The sequence below is a fragment of the Gordonia sp. CPCC 205515 genome (assembly GCF_048537925.1).
Taxonomy (GTDB): domain Bacteria; phylum Actinomycetota; class Actinomycetes; order Mycobacteriales; family Mycobacteriaceae; genus Gordonia.
The window spans coordinates 45,031-66,436 of sequence record NZ_JBCLVJ010000024.1 but is presented as its reverse complement, the minus strand read 5'-3'; the positions used below and the strand labels follow the sequence as shown (position 1 = coordinate 66,436).

The window sequence follows — 21,406 nt, the reverse complement described above, 5'->3', positions numbered from 1 at the left end:
CACCAGGGATGACGCTGTAGCCGTCGCGCACCCGCACGAACGTGTCCAGGGCGGTCGACGGGCGGTAGGGGTTCGACGGCTGGGTCGCCGGGAGCGTGTAGGTGCCGTCCGGGTTGATCGGCGTCCCCATGGGAACGATCGGGCGGATCACCGCATCCGGCCGCGCGACCAGATCCCGCACCTGCTCATCGGAGATGAGCCCTTGCCCGGCGATGAACCCCGCATTCTGTGCGGTGCCCTTCACGGTGCCTTCATCGGCCACCACATGAATGACCACCGTGCTGGCCGGGGCGGTACCCGGTTCGGGGATGATGGCGTCGCAGTCTTCGCGCCCGCACAGGCACTCGAAGACGTTGCCGGTCAACAGGGTGAAGGTGGCATCCGAGCGGCGTTGATCCAGCGTGCGCGGATCCTGCTCACACGTCGCGGTGGCCAGTGCGTTGACCGCGGCTTTGGCGATGAGCGCGTTCTCGGCGGTCATCGTCGCCGACACCTGCGCCATCCCATCGCCGGTGGGCCGCGTCCAGAACCGACGCGCATCCTTCGCCCGACGCCGAGCCTCACGCACCGCATCCGGATCATGCCGGAACACGATCCGATCGCACATCGTCTGCAGGCGGTGCATCGACCACGCCCCATCATGCAGATCCAACTCCGCCACAATGTCGCGATCCACGTCGGCGGCACAGGGTTGGCCGTCGACCAGATCGGTACGCGCGACGATCTTCCGCACCGCCTCGTCGGTGATCCGGCCGATCTTCAACCGTTCGGCCACCTGCGGGAGGCGGTCGCGCAGGGCCAGGGCGCGGTGCAGCAGTTTTTCGGCCTCCCCCTGACCGACGCACAGTGACAACGAAATCCGGGCGGCGCAGTCAGCGAACCCATCCTTCAACAAGAGGTCGTCGGGGCGCTCAGAGTCGCCGACCAAACGCGCATGCAGTTCCGCAGCGATCTGATAGTCATGCCACGCCAGATACGACTGGCCACGCACGCTGGAGATCAGGCCACCGACCAAATCATTGATCCCGGCGTCGGCGGGATCACCGACACGATCGGCGCGTACGCCTCCGGTGTAGAAGCCGGGCAGGTCCGGCCACGGCGAAGCCACCCTCCACCACGCCGACAACGGATCCACGACCAACGACCTTCCAAACACACGAACAGGACAGGGAGGATCGATCTGCCCACATCATGTTGTCTGAAAGACCAAGGCCCACAAGGCCTCAGCTCACGTCGTTCATTCTTGTTCGATCCGGTGACACCACCCTAGAACACGCCACCGACAAGTTCGGTGCGCCAGGGTTTCGATGCGCTCGGCTCCTCCGTCGCCGGGCTTACTCAACCAACGGAAGGGCGCTCGGCTCCTCCGTCGCCGGGCTTACTCAACCGACGGGGAGGGGCGTTGTGCTCACCCAACCCAGGCCAGGTGGTCGTGCAGTAGGGCGTACCCGACGAACGCGACGACATCCATGACGGCATGGGCGATGACCAACGGCCACACGCGCGCGGTGATCTGGAAGAACCGGCCGAACACCAGGCCCATGACGATGTTGCCAAGGCCGGCGCCGACGCCCTGGTACAGGTGATAGCCGCCGCGGAGCACGGCGCTGGCGGCGAGGGATCCGTTCTCGGACGCGCCGAGTTGTCGGAGGCGGGTGATGAAATAGGCGACGACGACGATCTCTTCGGCTGCCGCGTTACCGATCGCGATGAGGATGAGCACCGGCCAGCGCCACCACACGCCGTCGACCTCGCTCGGCACGAGGTGTGCGTTGAGTCCCAGTGCGCGGGCGATGGCGACCAGCGCCAGGCCGGGCAGTCCGATCAGCGCGGCCATGCCGAGGCCGGCAGGAACGTCGCGTCGCGGCTTCCAGCGGCCCAGTCCAACCCGATCCAAGCCGATACCGCTGCGCCACAGCAGGTAGGCGCCGAGCCCGCCGATGGCGAACAGGCGGATGGCGCTCATCAGTTGCCGGGCGAAGTCGATCCAGCCCAGGTCCGAACGACTCGGATTCAGGGCGACCGTCGAGTTGCCGATACCGCCGGACAACTGCGCCTCGATCAACGACAGCGCCGCAGCGATCGCGGAGAACGCGAAGGTGAGGACACCGACGATGACGAGTTCGACGACGATCGCACGGCGTTCCGTCGGATCGGTCACCCGCGCGATCGGTGCGGTCGGCCGTGGGTTCAGCAGCTCGCGGAAGGTGACGGCCATGCGGCCAGATTACGGAGCGTGATCGGCCGGCCAGCCGGTCAGGTCATTCGGGGAGGCTGTTGATGAACGGGCAGCCTGCGAGACTCCGCAGTGCCTGCGAGAGTTGGTAGACGTCGGTGACCGGGCGGGGGAAGGGCAGCCGGACGTCGGAGTCGCCGGCGGGTCCTTCAACGCGGAAGCAGAGCCCGAAGCGGTCGAGGCCGAGGGGTCGGACCCGTCCGTCGCGCAGATCCCGTGGCAGTTTGCGGGCCAATTGACCGACCAGGTCGGCGTGATCGGCGTCGAGATGTGCGATCCAGCCCGACTCGTACTCCCAGAACGGATCGGGGGTCGCAGTGGCCAACTCGGCGGCCGGTACGGAGGCGGCGCCGGATGCCGTGGCGATGACCGCGCTGTCGATCTGCATCCGCAGCATCGAGAATCCGTGGCCGAGGTCGAGAAGACCGTCGTCGGGGTGTTCGGCGGCGATCTCCAGCGCCAGGTCACGCTCGAGATTGGCCGGGACGGCGTGCAGGTTGCCGTTGAGCCAGATCAGCGACCGCACGCGTTCCCGCAGGTCGATGGGGGCGCAGTCGGTGATCTCCACCATGGCCGGGAGGCCGTCGGGGCTGTCGTCGACGAGGATCATCGCGTCACCGTCGGACGGCACCAGCACGAAGGCCTGGGACTCGAACAGGTGGACCACGTTGACCGGGGTGGGCTCGGCGCCCTCGACAGCCAGGGTCGCGCCCTGTATCCGGCGGCATGCGGTCTGGATCAGTTCGGCGTCCGACGGTTTGTCGGTGATGGCGCGGGTCATGCGGCCTCCTTTCCATAAGCGGTCTTGAATGAAGGTAACCCTAACCTAAGTGGTGGATTCGCGAAACGTCAACGGTTTAGTTCAAGCCGCTCGATTACTCTTTGGGTGTGTCCGTGTACGCCTACTTCGGTCCTCCGGGAACCTTCACCGAGATGGCCCTCGACAAATTCCTCTCGGCCTCCCCGCTGCCGAACGCATCCTCGGGGGAGCTGGAGAAGCTGGCCGCCCCCAGCCCGACCGCCACCATCGAGATGGTGCGCTCGGGCGCCGCGGACTACGGCTGCGTGCCGATCGAGAGCTCGGTGGAGGGCGCAGTCCCGGCCACCGCCGACGCGCTCGTCCCGCCCGGGCCGAGTGCCGACGGTCGCGTCCAGGTGTTCGCCGAAGTCATCCTCGACGTCGCCTTCACCATCGCCGCCCGTGCGGAGATATCTGCCGACGCGGTCCGTACCGTGGCCGCCTATCCGGTGGCGGCGGCCCAGGTGCGTGAATCGGTGGAAAAACTCTATCCAGGAGCGCAATTCGTCACCGCGTTGTCAAACTCTGGTGCTGCACAGGATGTTTCGGAAGGGCACGCGGACGTTGCGGTGACCACTCCGCTGGCGGCTGGCCTGTCCGGGTTGGTGACGCTCGTCGACGGCGTGGCCGATGCGGCCGATGCGGCGACGCGCTTCCTGCTGGTCGGTCGCCCCGCGCCGCCGCTGCCGCCCACCGGTAGGGATCGGACATCGGTGATCCTCGACCTGCCCAACGTGCCCGGTAGCCTGATGGCGGCGATGAACGAGTTCGCCTCCCGGGGAATCGATCTCACGCGCATTGAGTCGCGACCGCGTAAAGACATGCGCGGCTCGTATCACTTCTACCTCGACGCCGTCGGGCACCTCGAGGACGACGCCGTCGGGGAGGCGTTGCGCGCGCTCCACCGCAGCAGCGATCGCGTCGTGTTCCTCGGCTCCTGGAAGGCCGACCGTAACGGTGGGGCCCAACCGCCGAACCACGCAGCCTCCGTGAGCTGGTACGAATCCCTGCGCCGGGGAGGTGATGCGTAGTGGCACGGCTGCACCTGGTGCGCCACGGCGAGACCACCTCCAACGTCATGCGCCGTCTCGACACCGCGCTCCCCGGCGCCGCCCTCACCGATTTCGGTGTGCGCCAAGGGGTTCGGTTCGCACTCGAGAGCCCGCATCCCGAACCCGTCGCCCTGGTGAGTTCACTGGCCCGCCGCGCCCAGCAGACCGCGGAGGTGATCGGATCGGTGTGGGGCGTCGAACCCGTTGTGGCCGAGGGTATTCACGAGGTGCAGGTCGGTGACCTGGAAGATCGCTTCGACGACGACGCGCACGGCGTGTTCAAGGACGTCGTCGACCGGTGGCACAAGGGCGAACTCGAGGCCCGACTACCCGGCGGCGAATCGCTCGCCATGATCTACCAGCGCTACCTTCCGGTCATCGACGACCTGACCCGACGGCACCTGGCCGGACCCGACCAGCAGGACGTTTATGTCGTCAGCCACGGCGCGGCGATTCGCCTGATCGCTGCCCATCTCGGTGGCGTGGACCCGGCGTTCGCCGCCGGCACACACCTGCAGAACACCGGCAGCATCGAACTCGAGTACACCGACGGACTGTGGGTGGTACATCGCTGGGGAGCGGTCACCGGGCCGTTCGGCGTCCGTGTCGACGAACCGCTGGTGACTGATCCGATGGGGTGAGATCGCGGACGGGACTGCCCAAGAACTCGGCGACCTCAGTGTCGAAACGTTGCGGTTGCTCGAGATTGATCAGGTGGACCAGTCGGTCGATTCGATCTGCCCGACTCCCCGGTCGGTCCAGTGGATCGGGCCGCGAATCAACGTCATCTGCGATCAGCTCCTGCTCGGTCGATGGCCGAGGTGGGGACCGGTGGTGTCTCAACCCCACCCATTCGCATGCAACCACTCATCGCTGATGCCGAAGTGGTGGGCGATCTCGTGGATCACCGTCACCGCCACCTCACGCACCACCTGGTCGCGCGTGTGGCAGATCGCCAGGATGGAGTCCCGGTAGATGGTGATGGTGTCCGGCAGGAACCCGCCGTAGTCGTGATCGCGGCTGGTCAACGCCACGCCGTGATACAGGCCGAGGATGTGCGGCGATTCCGGGTGCCGCGGCTCCACCAGGATCACCACATTGGACATGTTGTCGGTCAGTTCCGACGGGATGGTGTCGAGCGCGTCGGACACCAGCCCGTCGAACTCGTCGTCGGACATCGTTACGGTCATGCGATCACCCGGCCGGTGCCGGGACCTCCTCGGGATTCGGAGCGACGCCGGGCGGCAGCGGCACCGGCGTGGGCAGCGCGCGGCCCGGCGGGGCGGCCGGCGGCGGCACCGGCAGCTTGCCGTTGATCAACAGGGTCGAGCGGGCGTCGCCGACGAGGGTGGCGAATCCGCCGCCGTCGGGCAGACCGAGGTAGCAGACCGCGGTCCGGCTGCCGGCCAGCCAACTCGGCTCCGAGAGCACCGACCACTGCACGTTCAGCGTCGTCGCATCGAGCTTGTTCTGGCCGCCCATGAACCGGGTCGCCTGTACCGGACAGATCGAGGCGAGATAGTCGTTCTGCGCGGCCACCGGCGGCCACGGCTTGCCGGATCGGGCGTCGCCGAACTTCGCCGCGAGGTTCACCGTTCCGGTGGTCTGGAAGGCGTGCGGTTCGGTGCAGCTCACTGGGAAACCGGTGGGCTTCTTGGTGGGTCGGTCGATACCGATGCAGGTACCGGCTGGCCACTGGAACGACTGATCCTGCTCGGCCACCCGCCCCACGAACTGGATGGCGCCGCCGTCCGGGCCGGTCGATTGCAGTCCGCACCGCAGCTCACGGGCACCCTTGTCCCACTGCACCTGCGACGGATACATCATGCCGACGGAGAATCGGCCCTGCGGGTCGAGCTTGCCGTTGAGGTAGTCGTTGACGATGACCGGGCACTGTTCGTCGCGGATCGTGGCGAAGCGATCTGCGCCGGGCCAGGTCGCGCTGTCGCCGAACTCGGAGCCGGGCAGCATCGCGGTGTTCAGCGGTCCGGCGACCTCGAACCGGTGCTTCTGCTCACAGGCGACCTTCGTCGGTTTACCCGGATCGCCGGCAGGCCAGTCGAGGCAGTCGCCGGTCACCGACTGGGTGAAGGCGTTCTCCGCGAGCCGCTCGTTCTCACCGATGTCGGTACCGCCGACGCTGCCGTTGTCGTTGAAGACACCCATCGCAAGGGCGATCGCACCGGCCACGATCGCGCCGATGACCACGGCCGACAGCATCAACCGGACCGGGTTGGCCAGCAGCCGTTGCTGCCAGCCACCGCTCGCGGGACGCTCGTCGGGCACCTCGACCCAGTCGTCGGGGTTCTCGAAGTCGGGGTCCTCAGGGTAGGAGTTCATCGGCATCCATCATGCCTGGCGCCGTCTGCATGAGGTAGGCGATCGCATCCCGGTAGGGTTCTGCAGTGTGATCGACCTGAAGATTCTGCGTGAGAACCCCGACCTCGTGCGCGCCTCGCAACGGACCCGCGGCGAAGATCCCGGCCTGGTGGATGCCCTGCTCGACGCCGACGTCGCGCGGCGTGCCGCGATCGTCGAGGCCGACACCCTGCGATCGGAGCAGAAGGCCCTCGGTAAGCAGGTCGGCAAGGCACAGGGCGACGAGAAGCAGGCCCTCCTCGCCAAGGGCAAGGAACTCGCCGAGCAGGTCAAGGCCGCCGGCGCCCGACAGTCGACGGCCGACGAGGCCGCCGAGGCGGCGCACCGAGCCATCTCCAACATCGTGCAGGACGGGGCACCGGCCGGTGGCGAAGACGACTTCGTGGTCCTCGAGCACGTCGGCGAACCCCGCGAGATCGAGAACGTCAAAGACCACCTCGAACTCGGCACCTCGCTCGGCCTGCTCGACATGGAACGCGGCGCCAAGGTGTCGGGCTCCCGGTTCTACTTCCTCACCGGGCAGGGCGCGATGCTGCAGCTCGGGCTGCTCACCATGGCCGCGCAGAAGGCCGCCGCCAACGGCTTCACCCTGATGATTCCGCCGGTACTGGTGCGGCCGGAGGTGATGGGTGGCACCGGCTTCCTCGGCGCCCACGCCGACGAGGTCTACCACCTCGAAGAGGACGACCTCTACCTGGTCGGTACCTCCGAGGTGCCGCTGGCCGGCTATCACATGAACGAGATCATCGACCTGTCCGCCGGACCCAAGCGGTACGCCGGGTGGTCGAGCTGCTTCCGCCGCGAGGCCGGCAGCTACGGCAAGGACACCCAGGGGATCATCCGGGTGCACCAGTTCGACAAGGTCGAGGGCTTCGTCTACTGCAAGCCCGAAGACGCCGACGCCGAACACCAGAAACTGCTCGGCTGGGAGAAGGACATGCTCGCCGCGATCGACGTCCCCTACCGGGTCATCGACGTCGCCGGCGGCGACCTCGGGTCGTCAGCGGCCCGCAAGTTCGACTGCGAGGCGTGGGTGCCGACGCAGAACCGCTACCGCGAACTCACCTCGACGTCGAATTGCACCACCTTCCAGGCCCGACGACTCTCCATCCGCTACCGCGACGAGAACGGTAAACCGCAGGTGGCCGCGACGCTGAACGGCACGCTGGCCACCACTCGCTGGATCGTCGCGATCCTGGAGAACCACCAGCAGCCCGACGGCACGGTGAAGCTGCCGCCCGAGCTGGCCAAGTTCGTCGGCACCGAGGTACTCGCGCCCGCCTGACCGCGGACCTGTTGATGACCGTGTCGAAACCGTTCCTGCTGCTGTCCATTCGCGCCGACGACGACGCCGCGGACGAGGAGTATGCGGCCTTCGCCCGGTTCGCCGGGCTGGCCGAGTCCGAGTTGATCCGGGTCCGGACCGAACAGGCCCCGATCGGCGACGTCGTCGTCGACGACTACGCCGGGATCATCGTCGGCGGCGGACCGTTCAACGCGAGCGACCCCGACCACCTCAAGCATCCGATTCAGCGTCGGGTCGAGACCGAACTCGCGGCGTTGCTGGACCGGATCGTCGCGGCCGACACCTGGTTCCTCGGCGCGTGCTACGGCATCGGCCTGCTCGGCACCCACCAAGGTGCGGTCGTGGACCGGACGTTCTCCGAACCGATCAGTGCGGTGCCGGTGACGCTGTCCGACGCCGGGCAGGCCGACCCGCTGTTCGGCGTTCTCCCACCGACGTTCGACGCGTTCGTCGGACACAAGGAGGCGATCAGCGAACTGTCGCCCGGGGCAGTCGCTCTGGCGTCGTCGCCGGCCTGCCCGGTGCAGGCGTTCCGCGTCGGATCGCGAGTGTATGCGACTCAGTTCCATCCCGAGCTCGACGTCGACGGACTCTGCACGCGGATCACCACCTATCAGCATCACGGCTACTACGACCCCGCCGAGCACGACGCGCTGCAGGCGATGGCGCGGCGGAGCGTCGTCACCCATCCGCCGGAACTGTTGCGGCGCTTCGTCGAACTGGCACGAGGCCAGCGATGACGCTCGGCATCATCATCGCGGTGATCGGCTCACTGTCGTTCGCGGCCGCGGCCGTCCTGCAGGCACTGGGCGCCGACCAGGTGGCCCAGCGCGCGGCGGTGCGGGAGGAACGACGACAATCCGCGAAAGCCCATCCGTCCCTACGCTCCACCGTCGCGACGATGCTCACCGTGCCGTTCCTGATCGGCTTCGCCTTCGACATCGTCGGCTTCGTCGCGACCATCCTCTCCGCGCGACTGATCCCATTGTTCTTGTCGCAGACCATCATTTCCGCGCGCCTCGTTGCCACCGCATTGTTGGCGATGGTGGTGCTACACGTGTCGCTGACCATGCGGGACTGGATCGCCGGCGCCGTGGTGGTGGTGGCGTTGGTGCTGCTGGCGGTGTCCGCGGGGCGGGAAGGTGTCACCGAGGACCGATGGATGCACTGGGCGGTGCTGATCGCCGGACCCGCCCTGTTCGTGGTCGGTCTGGTGGTGATGCGAAACCTGAAGCGGCACATCGCCGCCGCCACCGGACTCATAGCCGGCGCGGTGTTCGGGGTGATGGCCATCGCGTCGCGCATCCTCGACGGACTCGACCCGTTCGCGCCGGGTGCTCTGTTCACCGATCCCGCGCTGTACGCGTTGATCTTCAGCGGGATCGGCGGCTTCTACCTCTTCACCGTCGCGCTGCAGACCGGCTCGGTCAACGGGGCCGCCGCGGCCCTCGTCGTCGGGCAGACCGTGCTGCCCGGTGCGGTCGGCATCTGGTTCCTCGGCGACACCACCCGCCCCGGCTGGGGACTGGTCGCGGTGATCGCCTTCGTCGCCGCCGTTGCCGGTGGTGTCGTGCTCGCGTCCTCGGGTGCGGTGACCGCGGTCGAATCGGGGGATGCGACGAATCTGCCGCGCGGATACGGGCATCCGGTGCGGGAGATCAACTGATCACGGTGATGTCCGCGCCGTCGACGTCATTGTCGGTGACCCGCCGGTGCGACTCCGTGAGCAACGCGGTCAGCGTCGCGCGGTCCACGGCATCGACATCGGGTAGATAGAGACATCCGCGGCCGGTGGTGTGCGGGCACAGCGCGGCGAGGCGCTCCTCGTGGGCGTCGACGCCGTCGAGGAGGTAGATGGTCAGCGATTTCTTCCGCGGGGCCAGGCTGATGATCGGCGAGTCCCCCTCCGTGCCGGTGGGGTAGCGGTAGTGGCACGTGCCGAAGCCGATGATCGAGCCCCACAGAACGGGCTCCGCGCCGGTGATCTCGCGCATGATGTCGACGACGGTGTGCGCATCACGCCGACGAGCAGCCGGGGTGATCGCGGCCAGGTGTGCGGCGACGTCGCCGTCGGTGGGCTTCATGGGGCGATGGTAGGGCACATCTGCGACAGCGGATGTACTGCAGTATGAAACCGAGGAGATCTTCTAGCTGACGTACAGTGCTCCTCGGCCTGCTTGTATGCGACTGTGGATGACGCACCCGGATCTCTCGAAGGACACCGTCATGACCAGCGCAGCAGCCCCTGCCGACTTTCCGACCCTGTTCAGCCCGCTGAAGGTGGGGCCGGTCGACCTCAAGAACCGGATCTTCTCCTCGGGCCACGACACGGTCATGGCTGAGGATGGGCGGGTCACGGACCGTCTGATCGCCTACCACCGGGCGCGCGCCGAGGGTGGGGCCGGTTTGATCGTCACCCAGGTCGCCGGCGTCCATGAATCGGCCCGCTACACCTCGCACGTGCTGATGGTCACCGACGACAGCTGCATCGACGGCTATCGGCGACTCGCCGACGCGGTCCACGAGCACGGCTGCAAGGTGGTCTCGCAAATCTTCCACCCCGGCCGCGAGATCATGGAGTCGTCTGACGGTGCGCTACCGGTTGCGTTGGCGCCCTCGGCAGTACCGAACGAGCGTTTCCACGTCATGCCGAAACCCATGACCACGACCGAGATCGACGAAGTCATCGCGGGCTTCGCGACCGGAGCGGTCCGCCTGCAGCGCGCCGGCTTCGACGGCGTCGAGGTGGTGGCGAGCCACGGATATCTGCCGGCGCAATTCCTCAACCCGGCGGTCAACCAGCGCGATGACGAGTACGGCGGAGACCTCGAGAACCGGATGCGATTCCTGCGCAGTATTATTCGACAGGTGCGCGACGCGGTCGGGAGCAGTTTCGTTGTCGGCCTGCGTATCTCGGCCACCGACAAGTCCTTCGACGGAGCCGAGCCGGACGAGATGGTCGAGGTGTGTCGCAGGCTCGACGAGGACGGATTGCTCGACTACTTCAACGTGACCGAAGGTACGTCGTCGACGACTGCCGGATCGGTGCACATCGTGCCGCCGATGGCCTTCGAATCGGCCTACACCGCGCCGTCGGCAAAGAACATCAAGGCAGCCGTTTCGGTGCCGGTGCTCGTGGCCGGTCGGATCAATCAGCCGCAGGACGCCGAACTCGTCCTGTCCTCAGGATCGGCGGATGCGTGCGCCATGACGCGCGCTCTCATCTGCGATCCCGAGATGCCGATCAAGGCGGAAAGCCATCGAGTAGAAGAGGTTCGGGCGTGCATTGCCTGTAATCAGGCGTGCATCGGCCACTTTCATGCCGGTTATCCGATCTCATGCATCCAACGCCCGGAAACAGGGCGCGAACAGGAGTACGGAACTCTGCGTCGTGCATCGGAGAGTCGCTATGTCATGGTCGTCGGTGGCGGACCCGCCGGCATGAAGGCGGCGTCCGTTGCGGCCCAACGTGGTCATCGGGTCGTGCTGTTCGAGGCCGATGGGCGAGTGGGGGGTCAGGTTCGCCTCGCCGAACGTCTACCGGGTCGCGCCGAGTTCGGAGGCGCCACCACGAATCTCGAGAACGAACTGCAGCGCTACGGTGTCACCGTCAAGACGCGGGTCAGGGTGGATTCCGAACTCGTTCTCAGCGAGAATCCCGATGCCGTCATCGTCGCGACGGGTGCCACCCCCTACCTGCCGGCGGGCCTCGAACTCGATGACGCCATGCCGGTGGCCAATACCTGGGATGTGATCACCAGCAACGCTGCCGAGCTGCCAAAGGGTCACATCGTCGTCGCCGATTGGCGTTGCGACTGGGGTGGTCTGGGAGTGGCAGAACTGATCGCCCGCAGCGGGGGCCGACAGGTGACGTTGTGCGTCAACGGATACACGGCCGGAGAGACCCTGCAGCAGTACACACGCAACGCGATGCTGGCCTCTGCGTACAAGGCGAAGGTCTCAGTAGTGCCGAACGCGCGACTCTTCGGTGCCGACGAGGACACTGTGTACCTGCAGAACACCCTCACCGGAGAACCGGTTCTCATCGAGGACGTGGCCGGGCTCGTGGTGAATCTGGGTCATGTGCAACAGAATTCGTTGCTGACCGAACTCCAGGGAATCGCCGATATCGAGGTGTATGGAATCGGCGACTGCATGGCGCCGCGAACCGTGGAAGAGGCCACGCTCGAGGCACTACGGGTGGCCGCGACGATCTGATCAACTACCCCGACTGATCCGGTAGGCCACCAACGCGTTCCAGAATGAGGAGATGTCGGCAGAACTCTTCGTGCTGCGCCCGGTGAGCGCCTCGATCTTCTTCAGCCGGTAACCCAACGTCTGTCGATGGATCAGCAGTTGGTCTGCGGTCTCGGTCCAACTGCGATCCAGACTCAGATAGGCATCCAAGGTCTCGACCAATTGGGACTGGTTCTCGGCGTCGTAGTCGATGAGGTCACCAAGGATGGCCCGCGCGGCGAAGTGTGCCTCACTGAGCGTTCGGGGCAGAAAAAGCGGTGCTGCTGAGGAGTATTCGGCGAGAGAGCTGCCATCCGCGCGTGCTGCGTGCAACGCCCAGCGCGCTTGCCGTAGCGCGTCGCCGAGGCGGGTGATCGCGGTGGTGCGTGCCGATACTCCGATCGCGGGGATCGTCGGCCGCAAGGCGGACACCACCTCGTCGAAATCTCTGTCCGCCACCAGAAGGTAGCTCTCTTCGCCGGTCGACATGGTCATCTTCGAGATCGTCAGATCCCCGATGACGGTGCGCGCGAACGGAAGCTGAGTGACCGCGAAGCACAGTACCGCCCACTGTTGGTGAGCCAAGCCGAGCTGCTCGAGTAGCGGTTCTGCGGCATCGAACCCCAAGGCGCCGTCGACGATCTGGCGCATCAGCTGTTCTTCGGCGGCGTCGGTGCGCTCCCGTTCGCGCGTCAACCGTTCGACCTCGATGGCCACCAGGCTCTGGCTGTGCAACAGGACGAACGCGTCGAGTTCGACCTCGTCCGGACCTTCGGCGACGAGCATGCATTTGCGATGAGTCGGTAGCGGAAAAGTCGTTGCAACCAGACGTTCGTCACGCACGACAGGTAGTCGAGTGGGGAGTCGGTCCAGCCGGTCGCCAACCTCGTCGACGACCGCCGTCACCACGTCGCGCGGCAATCGCGTGCGACGAGCCAATACCTCCGAGTGAACCTCGACATCGACCACGTGGACTTCGAATCCGAGTTCGCGCGAGATCTGATCGAGCAACGTGGCCTCGCCCAGCGCGGCCGAACGGGTTGCTTCGTAGAGCTTACTGAGCCGCGCGATCCGGATGATCTGCTCGCTCTGCGCGGCAACGGCCACGGTGCGGCCGATGGCGGAGAACGGCGTTGAATGTCCCACCGACAGAATGGGGTAACCGAGCCGGTTGGCCTCGGCAAACATCTCATCGTGCAGCGGAGGTGCCTGCTGATCGTCGCCGATGGCGATTCCGGCCGTACCGCGCTCGTGTAGGTGTCGCACCAGATCACGTTGGTCGGCAGCGCTTTTCGGTATACACATCCCGGTCGTCATCAACAGCTCGTCCGCGCCCACCCAGTTCCACGGATCCGGCAGCTCGCAGACATGCGCCCAGACCAGCCGATGGTCGAGCCCGGAATCACCGGCAAGTGGTGTACAGGAAAGCTGACGCATGACGACGAGGTCCGCGACGGTGAGGCTGGCCAAGGAAGGTCCCTCTCTATGCCTTGACTCTACTACTGGTGGATGATGCGGGGCCCGCTAATCATACTGCAGTCGCCTATCCCAGATTTGTGATCGGCATTACGGTTCTATCGTTCCCCCACGACACAGAGGTTTCGATGAAGACATTCGACGTAATCGACGATGCACCCACGTCGCGATTTCACCGCAAACTATTGATCGCCTGTTGCGGCGGCCCATTTCTTGACGGCTACGTACTGAGCATCATCGGCGTTGCCATGGTTGGCATCAAGGCCGACCTCGGACCGTCGAGCTCGGAGGTGGGACTGATCGGTGCGGCATCGCTGATCGGAATCTTCTTCGGCGCAACCCTTTTCGGTGCTCTGACCGACCGAATCGGGCGCGAGAAGATGTATGCGCTGGACCTCACTGTCCTCGTGGCGGGCTGCGTGCTCTGCATCTTTGTCCAGGAGGCGTGGCAGCTGATCCTGCTTCGACTGATCATCGGACTGGCCATCGGCGCCGACTATCCGATCGCGACATCCCTGCTCACTGAGTTCACGCCGAGTAAGAAGCGCGGCTTCATGATTGGTCTGACCGGCGTCAGTTGGTCGGTCGGGGCCGCGTTCGCCTACATTGTCGGAGCCATTGTCGTCGGCGTTTCGGGCGACCACCAGAACTGGCGATTCATGCTGGGCACGGCAGCGGTACTCGGTGTCATCGTGGTGCTTGCGCGTCGCGGCATTCCGGAGTCGCCGCGCTGGCTGCTGAACAAGGGTCGTATCGACGAGGCCCAGGCCGTCATCGAGCAGGTGTATGGACACAAGGTTGAGCTGACGAAGGACCAAGCCCCGGCCTCCGAGAAGGGATCGTTCATGGCGATCCTGCGTGGCGGCTACCTGAAGCGGACCATCATGTGCGGCACGCTCTATCTTGCGCAGATCACTCCGCAGTACGCCATGATGACCTTCCTCCCGGTGATCCTCGCCGGCTTCGCGATCTCCGCGGATTCCGGATCGGTGAGCTTGCTGGTGGAGACCGTCATCATCGTGTTGTTCGCCGTCGGCGCCATCCCGGCACTGCGGTGGGTCGAGACGATCGGTCGCCGGAAGATGACGATCGTGCCGTTCGCGATCATGGCCGTGCCATTTCTCGTCTTGTGGTTGGTGCCCGATGCGCCGATCTGGGTTGTGGTGCTCGGCTTCTGCGTCTACGCCTTCGCGTCCGGTGGCCCGAGCATCCTCGAGTGGATCTACCCGAACGAACTTTTCCCGACCGAGGTCCGTGCCACCGCGGTGGGCGCGGCCGTCGGTATCAGCCGGATCGGTGCGGCCACCGGCACGTACTTGCTGCCGATCAGCATCGATCACCTCGGTATCGGACCGACCATGGGATTCGGTGCGCTCCTGACGATCATCGGATTCGTGGTCTGCTACGCATGGGCCCCGGAAACCGCCGGTCGATCGCTGGAAGAGACCTCGACGGTGGGAGTAGGTCAGCCAGCGCAGAAGAAGAAGACCGGACGGGTAGCCGCTCGGTGACCGCCTGACCGGACGATGACAAGGTGCCGGGACAGCAGATCACATCTGCTGTCCCGGCCTTCGTCGGATCTCATGTTCTCGGTTTTGTGTGCTTCGGCACCAGCGTCTGCGCGACGATCCCGCCGCTGAACACGGTCGTGTCGACGAGGGCTAGGTCCAGTGGTGCGGCCAGATCGGAGAAGATCGACCGGCCGGTGCCCAGCGCGATCGGAGCGATCACGAGCCGATATTCGTCGACCAATCCGAGCCGGACCAGGCTGCGCGCGAGTCGGACGCCGCCGTTGACGAGAATGACCTCGCCGGGCCCGTCTTTCAGACGTTGGACATCGACGTCGAGGTTGCCGTCGGCGATGTAGGGCGACTTCCAGGTGCCGTCACCGCCGGATGCGGCGGGCTTGGCGCTATGGGTCGCCACCACCTTCGGAGTGTCGTTCATCGCCGCAGCCATGGGCCCGCTCGCCTTCGACCAGTAGGAGCGGGTCTCGGTGTAGAAGCCGGCGCCCATCAGGTGAACATCGGCGCTCTGGAGAGTGTCGAGTACCCAGGCGCCGGAGTCCTTGCTTCGCGCGCGCTGCGACCAGTCCATCTCACCGTTCGGTCCGGCAACGAATCCGTCCAATGACATCGACATCTTCAGCACTAGCCTGCGCATCGGGCGCTCCTTCTCGACGGGGAACCGCTGACTGCGGCTACCGATCTGACCGTGTTCGCGGTCGGAACTCATCGGTTGGGGTGCGGGGGTGCAAGACTCTGTGCATGATCATCGGCATCCTCGCCGCAGTGCTCGCGGCGCTGTCCTACGGCACGGCGTCGGTGCTGCAGGCACGCGGCGCGCAGAGCGTGGAGCGACACGAGGCCGCGGCGCCCACCCTGCGCTCGACCATCACCGCGATGCTCACCGCGTCGTTCCTGGCCGGCATGGCCCTCGACGCGGTCGGTTTCACCGGTTCGATGGTGTCGGCCCGACTCATCCCGTTGTTCCTGTCGCAGACCATCATCAGCGCGAACCTCGCCGTCACCGCGGTACTCGCGGTCGTCGTCTTGCACACCCGCTTGTCGCGCCGGGACTGGACCGCGATCGGTGTCGTGGTGGTGGCGCTGGTGGTGCTGAGCTTCACCGCCGGCGACGAGGGCCATGAGGGTGACCACTACCGGCTCGGGTGGATGTGCCTGCTGGCCGCTCTCGGTCTGTTCGCGGTGGCGCACTTGCTCATTCGCCAATACGGTGATCGGATCGCCATCATCGCCGGACTGATCGGCGGTGTGTTGTTCGGCATGCTGGCCATCGCGGTCCGCATCGTCCCCGGAATCGACCCATTCGACCCGGCTGCCGTACTCACCAGCGCGGCGTTCTACGCGATCCTCGTCGGCGGGGGAGGCGGGTTCTATCTGTTCACCATCGCGCTGCAGACGGGTTCGGTACAGGGCGCGTCGGCGGCGATCGTGGTGGGCGAGACGGTGATCCCGGGTGTGGTCGGCATCTTGGTGCTGGGCGATACGACTCGCCCGGGGTGGGGGATCGTGGCGTTGATCGCATTCATCGCCGCGGTCGCCGGGGCGGTGACCGTCGCGTCATCGCCTGCAGTGCCGCACGGCTGAGGTCAGGCCCCGATGTCGCGGGTCATCCGGTCACGGACGAACGACATGATGATGCCCATGAGCATGTCGACGACGACGTCACGATCGGGACGGGGCGTCGCGTCGGTCCACAGATGACCCGCTTCGGTCAGCGCGCCGACGAACGCGGCCGCCTCGTAACTCCAGCCGAACTCCGACTCGCTCAGCTCGGGCGCAATCGTGTCGGCCATCGCGGAAAAGAACGTCGTCCACTCTGCTCGCGCACCCAGGCGATGCGCCTCGACGCGCGGACTCACGCCCGCGACCTCGATGAACGCAATTCGCATCCGGCGCGGGTCGGCGGCAACCGAGTCGAAAAACGCCGCGATGCCCGGCCGCACACGTGCGGAGACGTCGGCGACCGAATCGTCGACGGACCCGAACGCCGCGATCACCGCGTCGCGCGCCTCGGCGTGGATCATGTCGTAGGCCGCGATGAGCAGATCCTCGCGGCTCTCGAACAACTCGTAGAACTGTCGGCGTGACAACCCGGCGGCACTGCAGACCGCCGACACCGTGCCCTGCGCGTACCCCTGGGTGCCGAACACATCGAGCGCAGCCGCCATGAAGCGGTCGAATCGTTCGGCTTGACGTTCGGCTACCGACCGCCCGCCGTATGAGCGCTGGGGCACATACCTACGATAAGCGACAAATCACTGGCCGATTCGGTTGGCGCGCAATTCATGTCCTTTGGACGTCAGGCAGCGGCCACTCGGCAGGTCCCACTGCCACCCGTGCAGGTTGCAGGTGAGCTTCTCGCCCTCGATCACCCCGAACTTCGACAGGTCCGCCTTCAGGTGCGGGCATCGACGCTGAATCTCCCAGCCGTCCTTGTCGATTGACGCCGAATCGTCGTGCGCCTCGGCAAACCAACCGTCCGCGTAGGCAATTCGTTCGTCTGTCAAACATTTGAAGAAAGTGTACAAGTACTCGTTGTATCCACCGATCCGCCAGGTGGTGAATCGGGTGGACAAGAAGATGGTGTTCACCCAGTCCGGTTCGTCGTCACGCAGCACGGTCCGGACGAGTTCCGGCGCAATCCGAAAGCCGTAGCGGTACTTGCCTTCCCCTTCCTTCGGCTCACGAACGATGCGATTGGGGAAGTCGAGGACGACGGTCTGGTCGCCCATCACGAGTCCGACCGGGTAGCCGATGCCGTCGCAGATCAGATCCGATTGAGCCATGATCGGCTCGAACAGATCGCGCAGCGGCGGCAGCAACGGATCGCCGTCGTCGGACGCCCAGGTCGCCTTGTCGGCGGCGATGACCGGCGCGAACTTCTCCTTCATCCGCTCCAGATAGGCCTGCTTGTTCTCACCGAACACCTCGTGCGGCGCGTAGGGATGGGTGACCTCGTTCAGCGTCGAGCCAGTGAATTCGGCGACGGACCCGGACACCATCATCAGTCCGCGATGCTTCTCACCATCGTCGGTGCCATGGATGCGCATCTGTTCCAGGAAGGTCTCTTGGTCGGGGAAGATCGACGTGACGTCGCCCGGACGCTCATTGTCCGAATCCTCGACGCCGGAACCGAAGTCGTTGAGCCCGAACAGGTCGTCGTCGAGGAACATCGGCGGACCGGCGGACGGGACGACCCAGGTGGCACCGACCTGCTCGATGTAGGACCGCGCCCGGTCCATGCCGCGCTGTCGTTTCTGCGCGGCGAAGTTGGCCTTCGACTTGCGTGGGATGTCGTAGACCATCGGGTACCAGATGGCCCCCGAGTACTGGAGGAGATGGACGTCGACGTGCCCGAAGGCGTCGTCGATGACGTCGAGGTCGATCGGCCGCGCGTCGTTCATGTTGAAGCAGACCGTCTCACCGTCGGAGACGATGAGGCCGCTGTCGCCGATCGGGCCGTCGGCGGGGGCACGCAGCGCGATGATCATCACATCGAGCGAGCCCTTCTCGTTGGTGACCGTCGTCTTCACCGAGTCGGTGGTCTCCACGAACTTGGTGAACCCGAGCTTCTCCAGCTCGCGCTTGAGGTCGGGCACCGGGTAGTCGGGCAGCAGGACGGTGGCGTCCTTGTTGATGTTCTCCCGCAGGTTCTTCTCGTCGAAGTGGTCCCGGTGCAGATGTGAGACGTAGAGATAGTCGCAGTCGCCGAGGGCCTTCCAGTCCAGCTCCGAGTTGTCCGGGAAGGGCACCCACGACGCGAAGTACGCCGGGTTGACCCAGGGATCGCAGAGGATGGAGCCGGCCGCCGTCTGAATGTGGAATCCGGCATGTCCAACACTGGTGATCTGCAAGTTCTCGCCTCCTGGGTGGTCCGGACCGGACTGAGCTGGGTCCGGGAAAGTCCGTGTCAAGGGTAGCGTCGGGGACCTTCGGGCACGGCATCGAGGCGGGGGAGTGGGACCTTCGGCCCGGTTCCCGATTGACCGATAAGCTCGTCACATGGAACCCGTCTACTCCACCGTCATCACCACGGCACGGCTGCTGTGGTTGGCCGAGGGACTCAAGTTCAGCATCTCGGGTGTGGAGAACGTGCCCACGTCGGGCGCGGGCGTCGTCGCGATTAATCACACCGGCTACATGGACTTCACCTACGCGGGCATCCCGGCCTATCTGCAGGGCAAACGGTATGTGCGGTTCATGGCCAAGAAAGAGGTCTTCGACAACAAGATCTCCGGCCCGATCATGCGTGCGCTCAAGCACATCCCGGTCGATCGCAGCAACGGTGCGCAGAGCTATCGGGACGCCGTTGACAACCTCAAGCGTGGCGAACTCGTCGGTGTCTACCCGGAGGCGACGATCAGCCGCAGCTTCGAGCTCAAGGAGTTCAAGTCCGGGGCGGCGCGGATGGCGCTCGAGGCGGACGCGCCGATCATCCCGACGGTGATCTGGGGCGCCCAGCGCATCTGGACCAAGGGCTATCCGAAGCGTCTCGGCCGGACCAACACCAAGATCGCGATCGGCGTCGCGGAGCCGGTCGAGCCGGTCGGTGACGCCGAGGCGATCACCGCGAAGCTGCACAAGGTGATGGGCGAAAAGCTCCTCGAACTGCAGGACGCCTACGGAGAGCATCCCCAGGGCGAGTTCTGGGTGCCCGCCCGGCTCGGCGGTTCGGCGCCCACCTTGGAGGAGGCCAACCGGATGGACGCCGAGGAGCAGGCCGCACGCGCGGCCCGACGAGCCCAACGCGAGGAAGGCTGACACCGACGTGGAACCGGTCTTTCGGACCCTGGAGATCATCGCGAACGGACTCGCGCATGCCCAGGGCCTGAAACTGACCTACCGCGGCATCGAGAACATCCCGCCCTCCGGAGGCGCGGTCCTGACCGTCAACCACACCAGCTATGTCGACTTCCTGCCGGCTGCGCTGGGTGTGCAACGCGCCGGACGACGGGCCCGCTTCATGATCAAGTCCGAGGTGATGGACGTCGCGATCATGCGGTTCCTGGTCCACCACACCAAGACGGTGCCGGTCGACCGGTCGGTGGGGGCCGAGGCCTACGGCGCCGCGGTCGCCCGGCTGCGCGAGGGGGAAATCGTCGTGGTCTACCCGGAGGCGACGATCAGCCGCAGCTTCGAACTCAAGGAGTTCAAGACCGGGGCGGTCCGCATGGCCGCCGAAGCCCGCGTGCCGATCATCCCGGCGGTCGTCTGGGGTGCTCACCGGCAGTGGACCAAGGGTGGGGTACGGCAGATGGGGCGCAAGCACATTCCCGTCGCGGTGCGGTACGGCCTGCCGTTCCGCGTCGACGTCGACGAATCGCCCGAGGACGCCACGCACCGACTCCGTGAGGTGATGAAAGTCGAACTGCTCGAGGTGCAGAGCGACTACGGACCACATCCCGCCGGTGAGTTCTGGGTGCCGGCACGACTCGGTGGGTCGGCACCCACGCCCGAGGAAGCGCACGTGATCGAGGACGCCGACGCCGCCCGGAAGGCGGCGGCTCGCGCCCGCAAGGCCCAGGAGAAGAGATGAGCTTCGGACCACCCACCCTGATCGCCAGTGACGTCGACGGCACATTGATCGACGATGCCAACAAGGTCTCCGAACGGACCCTGAAAGTGCTTGGTGCGGCCCGTGATTCGGGGGCCGAGTTCGTGCTCGCGACCGGCCGCCCACCGCGCTGGATCGCCGAGATCACCGACCAGTTCGACGGCAACTCGCCCGTCCGGTATGCGGTGTGCGCCAACGGCGCCATCGTCTACGACGTCGCGCATGACCACGTGATGGTCTCGGCGACAATGCATCCCGAGGCGCTCGAGCTTCTCGTCGAGCGGGCCTATCGGCAGTTGCCGGGATGTGGCATCGCCGCCGAGCGCGTCGGGCGTTCGGCGCACGACGCGGCCACCCCGCCATTCGTCGCGACCTCCGGATACCGTCACGCGTGGCTCAATCCCGACCACGTCGAGGTTGGCGACGACGAGGTGTACTCCGAACCGGCGGTGAAACTCCTTGTCCGGCAACCGGAAATGTCAAGTCAGGAGATGGCCGCGCGGATGGCTCCGGTCGTCGGGTCACTCGCGCAGATCACCTTCTCCACCGACAACGGCCTGATCGAACTGTCGTTGCCGGACACCCACAAGGCCTCCGGCCTCGAGATGCTCGCCGCTCTCGCGCACCTCGACGACAGTGCCACGGTCGCGTTCGGCGACATGCCCAACGACGTCGAGATGCTGACGTGGGCACATCACGGGGTCGCGATGGGGCACGGTCATCCCGCGGCACGGGAGGCGGCCGACGAGATCACCGTGGGCAATAACGAGGACGGCGTGGCGCGGGTGCTCGAGCGGTGGTTCGGCTGAGGGCTTGCCATCTCAGGCCATCGCATCTGCGGA

21 protein-coding genes are annotated in these 21,406 nt (G+C 65.9%); 11 read left to right on the top strand and 10 right to left on the bottom strand.

Annotation, left to right across the window (positions count from 1 at the left end; genetic code table 11):
* The 3 genes from AAFP30_RS27740 to AAFP30_RS27730 form a co-directional block, all read right to left on the bottom strand.
* The coding region (locus AAFP30_RS27740; RefSeq protein ID WP_419233286.1) for a DUF222 domain-containing protein at positions 1–1,135 on the bottom strand (1,135 nt) is incomplete at its 3' end.
* A gap of 273 nt (positions 1,136–1,408) precedes the next feature.
* The gene (locus AAFP30_RS27735; protein WP_419233285.1) at positions 1,409–2,218 is read right to left on the bottom strand and encodes a CPBP family intramembrane glutamic endopeptidase; all 810 of its coding nucleotides are present in this window, start codon (positions 2,216–2,218) and stop codon (positions 1,409–1,411) included.
* 43 nt (positions 2,219–2,261) lie between these two features.
* Entirely contained in the window at positions 2,262–3,017 is a 756-nt protein-coding gene (locus AAFP30_RS27730) for a DUF2470 domain-containing protein (RefSeq protein WP_419233284.1), read from the bottom strand.
* A 107-nt stretch (positions 3,018–3,124) separates the two neighbouring features.
* Here AAFP30_RS27730 and pheA point away from each other — a divergent pair, with 107 nt between their 5' ends.
* Together pheA and AAFP30_RS27720 are read left to right on the top strand one after the other, a co-directional pair.
* Positions 3,125–4,066: a prephenate dehydratase gene (gene pheA / locus AAFP30_RS27725; RefSeq protein WP_419233283.1), complete on the top strand. Its 942-nt coding sequence runs from the start codon at positions 3,125–3,127 to the stop codon at positions 4,064–4,066.
* Positions 4,066–4,728, top strand: coding sequence for a histidine phosphatase family protein (locus AAFP30_RS27720; protein ID WP_419233282.1), 663 nt, complete (start codon positions 4,066–4,068; stop codon positions 4,726–4,728). The genes pheA and AAFP30_RS27720 overlap by 1 nt, the downstream gene beginning before the upstream one ends.
* A 198-nt stretch (positions 4,729–4,926) precedes the next feature.
* Here AAFP30_RS27720 and AAFP30_RS27715 read toward each other — a convergent pair whose 3' ends face one another.
* Entirely contained in the window at positions 4,927–5,277 is a 351-nt protein-coding gene (locus AAFP30_RS27715; protein ID WP_419233281.1) for a metallopeptidase family protein, read from the bottom strand.
* A gap of 4 nt (positions 5,278–5,281) precedes the next feature.
* Positions 5,282–6,427 (bottom strand): septum formation family protein, encoded by a 1,146-nt coding sequence (locus AAFP30_RS27710; protein WP_419233280.1) that lies wholly within the window; start codon positions 6,425–6,427, stop codon positions 5,282–5,284.
* Positions 6,428–6,494: 67 nt separating this feature from the next.
* On the opposite strand from AAFP30_RS27710, the gene serS reads away from it, so the two are divergent.
* From serS to AAFP30_RS27695, 3 genes are read left to right on the top strand one after another with little or no spacing between them, the layout of a single operon-like run.
* On the top strand, positions 6,495–7,751 hold the full coding sequence (gene serS, locus AAFP30_RS27705) for a serine--tRNA ligase (protein WP_419233279.1): 1,257 nt from the start codon (positions 6,495–6,497) through the stop codon (positions 7,749–7,751).
* Between the two features lie 14 nt (positions 7,752–7,765).
* Positions 7,766–8,512: a glutamine amidotransferase gene (locus AAFP30_RS27700; protein ID WP_419233278.1), complete on the top strand. Its 747-nt coding sequence runs from the start codon at positions 7,766–7,768 to the stop codon at positions 8,510–8,512.
* Positions 8,509–9,438, top strand: coding sequence for an EamA/RhaT family transporter (locus AAFP30_RS27695; protein ID WP_419233277.1), 930 nt, complete (start codon positions 8,509–8,511; stop codon positions 9,436–9,438). Before AAFP30_RS27700 ends, AAFP30_RS27695 begins: the two co-directional genes overlap by 4 nt.
* On the opposite strand, the gene AAFP30_RS27690 is transcribed toward AAFP30_RS27695, so the two are convergent.
* Positions 9,431–9,856: a DUF1801 domain-containing protein gene (locus AAFP30_RS27690; protein WP_419233276.1), complete on the bottom strand. Its 426-nt coding sequence runs from the start codon at positions 9,854–9,856 to the stop codon at positions 9,431–9,433. The two genes, AAFP30_RS27695 and AAFP30_RS27690, sit on opposite strands and share 8 nt — an antisense overlap.
* A 142-nt stretch (positions 9,857–9,998) precedes the next feature.
* Here AAFP30_RS27690 and AAFP30_RS27685 point away from each other — a divergent pair, with 142 nt between their 5' ends.
* On the top strand, positions 9,999–11,990 hold the full coding sequence (locus AAFP30_RS27685; RefSeq protein WP_419233275.1) for an FAD-dependent oxidoreductase: 1,992 nt from the start codon (positions 9,999–10,001) through the stop codon (positions 11,988–11,990).
* On the opposite strand, the gene AAFP30_RS27680 is transcribed toward AAFP30_RS27685, so the two are convergent.
* Positions 11,991–13,478 carry a PucR family transcriptional regulator gene (locus tag AAFP30_RS27680; protein WP_419233274.1) on the bottom strand — a complete coding sequence of 496 codons (1,488 nt, stop codon included), beginning with the start codon at positions 13,476–13,478 and terminating at the stop codon, positions 11,991–11,993. It abuts the gene before it with no gap.
* Between the two features lie 134 nt (positions 13,479–13,612).
* Between AAFP30_RS27680 and AAFP30_RS27675 the strand changes: the two genes are divergently transcribed.
* On the top strand, positions 13,613–14,995 hold the full coding sequence (locus tag AAFP30_RS27675; protein ID WP_419233273.1) for an MFS transporter: 1,383 nt from the start codon (positions 13,613–13,615) through the stop codon (positions 14,993–14,995).
* A gap of 70 nt (positions 14,996–15,065) precedes the next feature.
* Here the strand turns inward: AAFP30_RS27675 and AAFP30_RS27670 are convergent, their stop codons facing one another.
* Positions 15,066–15,647 (bottom strand): dihydrofolate reductase family protein, encoded by a 582-nt coding sequence (locus AAFP30_RS27670; RefSeq protein WP_419233272.1) that lies wholly within the window; start codon positions 15,645–15,647, stop codon positions 15,066–15,068.
* Between the two features lie 104 nt (positions 15,648–15,751).
* On the opposite strand from AAFP30_RS27670, the gene AAFP30_RS27665 reads away from it, so the two are divergent.
* Positions 15,752–16,594, top strand: a complete 843-nt coding sequence (locus AAFP30_RS27665; RefSeq protein WP_419233271.1) for a hypothetical protein — start codon at positions 15,752–15,754, stop codon at positions 16,592–16,594.
* Between the two features lie 2 nt (positions 16,595–16,596).
* Here the strand turns inward: AAFP30_RS27665 and AAFP30_RS27660 are convergent, their stop codons facing one another.
* Both AAFP30_RS27660 and AAFP30_RS27655 read right to left on the bottom strand, forming a co-directional pair.
* The gene (locus AAFP30_RS27660) at positions 16,597–17,244 is read right to left on the bottom strand and encodes a TetR/AcrR family transcriptional regulator (protein ID WP_419233270.1); all 648 of its coding nucleotides are present in this window, start codon (positions 17,242–17,244) and stop codon (positions 16,597–16,599) included.
* Between the two features lie 21 nt (positions 17,245–17,265).
* Complete coding sequence (locus AAFP30_RS27655; protein WP_419233269.1) at positions 17,266–18,864, bottom strand: Rieske 2Fe-2S domain-containing protein; 1,599 nt, start codon at positions 18,862–18,864, stop codon at positions 17,266–17,268.
* A 148-nt stretch (positions 18,865–19,012) separates the two neighbouring features.
* On the opposite strand from AAFP30_RS27655, the gene AAFP30_RS27650 reads away from it, so the two are divergent.
* From AAFP30_RS27650 to AAFP30_RS27640, 3 genes are read left to right on the top strand one after another with little or no spacing between them, the layout of a single operon-like run.
* Complete coding sequence (locus AAFP30_RS27650) at positions 19,013–19,771, top strand: lysophospholipid acyltransferase family protein (protein ID WP_419233268.1); 759 nt, start codon at positions 19,013–19,015, stop codon at positions 19,769–19,771.
* A 7-nt stretch (positions 19,772–19,778) separates the two neighbouring features.
* Positions 19,779–20,546, top strand: a complete 768-nt coding sequence (locus AAFP30_RS27645; RefSeq protein WP_419233267.1) for a lysophospholipid acyltransferase family protein — start codon at positions 19,779–19,781, stop codon at positions 20,544–20,546.
* Complete coding sequence (locus tag AAFP30_RS27640) at positions 20,543–21,373, top strand: HAD family hydrolase (RefSeq protein ID WP_419233266.1); 831 nt, start codon at positions 20,543–20,545, stop codon at positions 21,371–21,373. The genes AAFP30_RS27645 and AAFP30_RS27640 overlap by 4 nt, the downstream gene beginning before the upstream one ends.
* Positions 21,374–21,406 lie beyond the last annotated feature (33 nt).

Coding starts and splice junctions, on each gene's coding strand:
- AAFP30_RS27670 (WP_419233272.1), bottom strand. CDS start 15,647: ATGCGCAGGCTAGTGCTGAAGATGTCGATGTCATTGGACGGATTCGTT.
- AAFP30_RS27700 (WP_419233278.1), top strand. CDS start 7,766: ATGACCGTGTCGAAACCGTTCCTGCTGCTGTCCATTCGCGCCGACGAC.
- AAFP30_RS27735 (WP_419233285.1), bottom strand. CDS start 2,218: ATGGCCGTCACCTTCCGCGAGCTGCTGAACCCACGGCCGACCGCACCG.
- AAFP30_RS27685 (WP_419233275.1), top strand. CDS start 9,999: ATGACCAGCGCAGCAGCCCCTGCCGACTTTCCGACCCTGTTCAGCCCG.
- AAFP30_RS27665 (WP_419233271.1), top strand. CDS start 15,752: ATGATCATCGGCATCCTCGCCGCAGTGCTCGCGGCGCTGTCCTACGGC.
- AAFP30_RS27675 (WP_419233273.1), top strand. CDS start 13,613: ATGAAGACATTCGACGTAATCGACGATGCACCCACGTCGCGATTTCAC.
- AAFP30_RS27690 (WP_419233276.1), bottom strand. CDS start 9,856: ATGAAGCCCACCGACGGCGACGTCGCCGCACACCTGGCCGCGATCACC.
- AAFP30_RS27640 (WP_419233266.1), top strand. CDS start 20,543: ATGAGCTTCGGACCACCCACCCTGATCGCCAGTGACGTCGACGGCACA.
- AAFP30_RS27695 (WP_419233277.1), top strand. CDS start 8,509: ATGACGCTCGGCATCATCATCGCGGTGATCGGCTCACTGTCGTTCGCG.
- AAFP30_RS27715 (WP_419233281.1), bottom strand. CDS start 5,277: ATGACCGTAACGATGTCCGACGACGAGTTCGACGGGCTGGTGTCCGAC.
- AAFP30_RS27710 (WP_419233280.1), bottom strand. CDS start 6,427: ATGAACTCCTACCCTGAGGACCCCGACTTCGAGAACCCCGACGACTGG.
- AAFP30_RS27730 (WP_419233284.1), bottom strand. CDS start 3,017: ATGACCCGCGCCATCACCGACAAACCGTCGGACGCCGAACTGATCCAG.
- AAFP30_RS27650 (WP_419233268.1), top strand. CDS start 19,013: ATGGAACCCGTCTACTCCACCGTCATCACCACGGCACGGCTGCTGTGG.